Source organism: Streptococcus sp. HMSC066F10, assembly GCF_001813805.1.
Lineage (GTDB): Bacteria > Bacillota > Bacilli > Lactobacillales > Streptococcaceae > Streptococcus > Streptococcus vaginalis.
Map to the genome: position 1 here is coordinate 1 of NZ_KV814000.1, position 3,471 is coordinate 3,471.

Sequence of the window (3,471 nt, forward strand, 5' to 3'; positions counted from 1 at the left end):
CTTGTCAATACCTTTTTTCATCTTTTTTTACTTTTCTTGTTTTTAAGTTTATGCTTTTTTAGTTTAAAGCAGCGAAAAAGGATTCCAAATGTTAGCAGAATCCTCATTTTTCTTTTATTTCGCAACAATATTCACCAATTTAGGTAGCTCCAACAGCTTGAAACGTTATTGAAGGTTGCAGATAAGGCTAACAGAACCTATTACTTGACAACAATATTAACAAGTTTGTTAGGGACTACAATCACCTTAACCACTTGTTTTTCAGCGATTTCAGACTGGATTTTTTCATTGGCAAAGGCAAGCTTTTCAAGCTCTTCACGGCTTGAGTCTTTTGCGACCACAAGTTTTGCACGAACCTTGCCCTTGATTTGCACGACAATTTCAACCTCATCTTCAACGAGTTTTGCTTCATCCCATGTTGGCCAAGGAACGTATGAAATTGATTCACCTGATTGTGTCAATGTTTGCCACAATTCTTCAGAAAGGTGTGGTGCAAATGGTGCTAACAATTGTACAAAGCCTTTAGCGTAGCCAACAAAGAGTTTGTCTTCTTTATTGGCAGCGTTGACAAATACCATCAATTGAGCAATGGCTGTGTTAAACTTGAGTTCCTCAAGCTGCTCGGTCACTGCCTTGACTGTCTGGTTGTAGACTTTATCAAGTGCGCCACTGTTTTCTACAACAATTTCTTTTGTTGTCAACAAGCGATAGACACGGTCAAGAAATTTGCGTGAGCCTTCAAGGCCTTCTTCAGACCAAGCGATAGAAGCATCAAGCGGTCCCATGAACATCTCGTACACGCGCAGCGTATCCGCTCCGTAACGTTCAACCACATCATCAGGATTCACAACATTTTTAAGTGATTTAGACATTTTCGCCGGAGCTTGCTCCAGTTCTTCTCCAGTTTCGATATGGAAGAATGAACCGTCACGTTTTTCAACCTTGTCACTGGCAATCAGTGCTCCGCGGCTATCACGATAGCTGGTCCCCAAAATCATCCCTTGGTTAAAGAGCTTTTGGAATGGTTCTTTGGTTGGAACGGCACCTAAATCATAAAGGAATTTGTGCCAGAAACGAGCATAAAGAAGGTGAAGCACTGCATGTTCTGCACCACCAATGTAAATGTCAACCGGCAGCCAAGCCTTGAGTAATTCTTCATCAGCTAATTTTTCATCGTTGTGTGGGTCGATATAGCGAAGATAATACCAGCTAGAGCCTGCCCATTGTGGCATTGTGTTTGTTTCACGGCGACCTTTCATCCCATCTTCACGCGTCACTTCCAGCCAATCGGTCAAGTTAGCAAGTGGGCTTTCACCTGTACCTGAAGGTTTGATGTCTTTGGTTACTGGCAATACAAGCGGCAATTGCTCTTCTGGAACAGCTGTTGTTGTGCCGTCTTCCCAGTGGATGATTGGGATTGGTTCACCCCAATAACGCTGACGGCTGAAGAGCCAGTCACGCAGACGGTAAGTTACTTTTTTGTTTCCGACACCTTCTGCTTCCAGCCAGTCAACCATTTTATCGATAGCTTGTGCCTTATCAAGGCCGTCTAAGAAGCCAGAATTGATATGAAGGCCGTCTTCTGTGTATGCTTCTTCCTCAACATTTCCACCTTCAAGAACGGGGATGATTTCCAAATGAAATTGCTTAGCAAATTCCCAGTCACGTGTATCGTGGGCAGGAACCGCCATAATCGCACCAGTCCCGTAGCTGACCAGAACGTAGTCGGCAATCCAGATTGGAATTTCTTTACCATTTACTGGGTTAATGGCATAGCTACCAGTCCAGACACCTGTTTTTTCTTTAGCAAGGTCTGTACGAGCAAGGTCAGATTTAAGGCTTGCTTGGTGTTTATAATCCGCAACAGCCTGCGCTTGATCTTGCGTTGTAATCACCTCAACAAGCGGATGTTCAGGAGCCAAAACAGCATAGGTTGCACCAAATAATGTATCTGGACGAGTAGTAAATACTGTGAAATCTTTATCAGTATCTTTGATTTTAAAGGTCACATTGGCACCAGTTGATTTACCAATCCAGTTACGCTGCATATCTTTGATAGATTCAGGCCAATCAAGGTCTTCTAAATCTTCCAGCAAACGTTCAGCGTAAGCTGTGATTTTCAGCATCCATTGGCGCATGGGTTTGCGGACAACTGGGTAACCACCACGTTCAGATGTTCCGTCAGGAAGTACTTCTTCGTTAGCGATGGCTGTACCTAGTTCTTCAACCCAGTTAACTGGCACTTCCGCTTCATAGGCCAAGCCCTTTTCGTAAAGCTTGGTGAAGATCCATTGCGTCCACTTGTAGTAGTTTGGATCTGTAGTATTTACTTCACGATCCCAGTCGTAAGAGAAGCCAAGCGCATTGATTTGGCGTTTGAAGTTGGCAATATTTTCTGCCGTAAACTCAGCTGGGTCATTACCTGTATCCATTGCGTATTGCTCGGCAGGCAGCCCAAAGGCATCCCAGCCCATTGGGTGAAGAACGTTGTAGCCTTGCGCACGTTTGAAACGACTAAGAATATCAGTCGCCGTGTAGCCTTCTGGGTGTCCTACGTGAAGACCAGCACCAGACGGGTAAGGGAACATATCCAACGCATAAAAATTTGGTTTGTCAGCGTCTGTTCCTGTTTTAAACGTATGATTTTCCGCCCAATAATTTTGCCATTTTTTTTCAATTGATTTGTGATTATAAAAAGTCATTGATTCACTCCAATTTTGTGATGTTATTATTATACCATTTTTAGGCGATTTTAAAAGGCATAATTAAGGAAAGTCTGTTTCTATATTCTCAAACACAAAAAAACAGCTGGTCATTCGGTACTGCACCCCAATAATGGGATAGAAGAAAAACACTTTTTAGGCGACCAGATTTCTGCAATCCACAGGAGACTGGTCGTTTCATCTCTGTTGAATTCTAGTTTCATTATAAAATATGATGTAGATTTGACAATATCTGTTCTACTATCTTTGGTTAAGTTTCTCCAGTTATGGAGATAGAAGGTTTCAGACTTTAGGACAGAATGAAACCATTCGATACAGGCATTATCTGCTGGTGTTCCCTTACGGGACATAGAGCGGGTGATGCCTTTTTCTGTGCAAGCCTGGTAATAAGCTTTTGAGGTGTAGACAGAGCCCTGATCGCTATGCAAGAGCGCTCCTTGAGACACATTCAGTTAGTTCAAAGTATCCAACACCAAGTCCGTATCTTGGCAATCTGAGATGGTATAAGCCACAATCTCACGATTATAGAGATCCATGATAGAGGACAGGTAGAGTTTACAGTTTCCAAAGTAGAGGTAGGTCATGTCTGTGACAAGGTTATCCCTCTTCTTGAGCAATCGGGTGATGGTACGGTAGCCGTAGATAAACTGATTTCCCATACAGATTAGCTCTATTTTTTCTACCACCTCGTCCCTTTTTTTAGGCTTCTCACCTTCTACTTTCCAACGGTAGAAAGTGGATCGTTTGA

At 42.8% G+C, this 3,471-nt stretch carries 1 protein-coding gene and 1 pseudogene; both read right to left on the reverse strand.

Annotated elements, in window-relative coordinates; all coding sequences use genetic code 11:
- Nucleotides 1–200: 200 nt before the first annotated feature.
- Nucleotides 201–2,702: a leucine--tRNA ligase gene (gene leuS / locus HMPREF2933_RS08650; protein ID WP_024052645.1), complete on the reverse strand. Its 2,502-nt coding sequence runs from the start codon at nt 2,700–2,702 to the stop codon at nt 201–203.
- Between the two features lie 198 nt (nt 2,703–2,900).
- Nucleotides 2,901–3,471: pseudogene (locus tag HMPREF2933_RS10615) on the reverse strand (IS3 family transposase); the annotation flags it as partial.

Bases quoted from the DNA above. Each gene is read 5' to 3' on its own strand.
- leuS (WP_024052645.1), bottom strand. From the start codon at position 2,702: ATGACTTTTTATAATCACAAATCAATTGAAAAAAAATGGCAAAATTAT.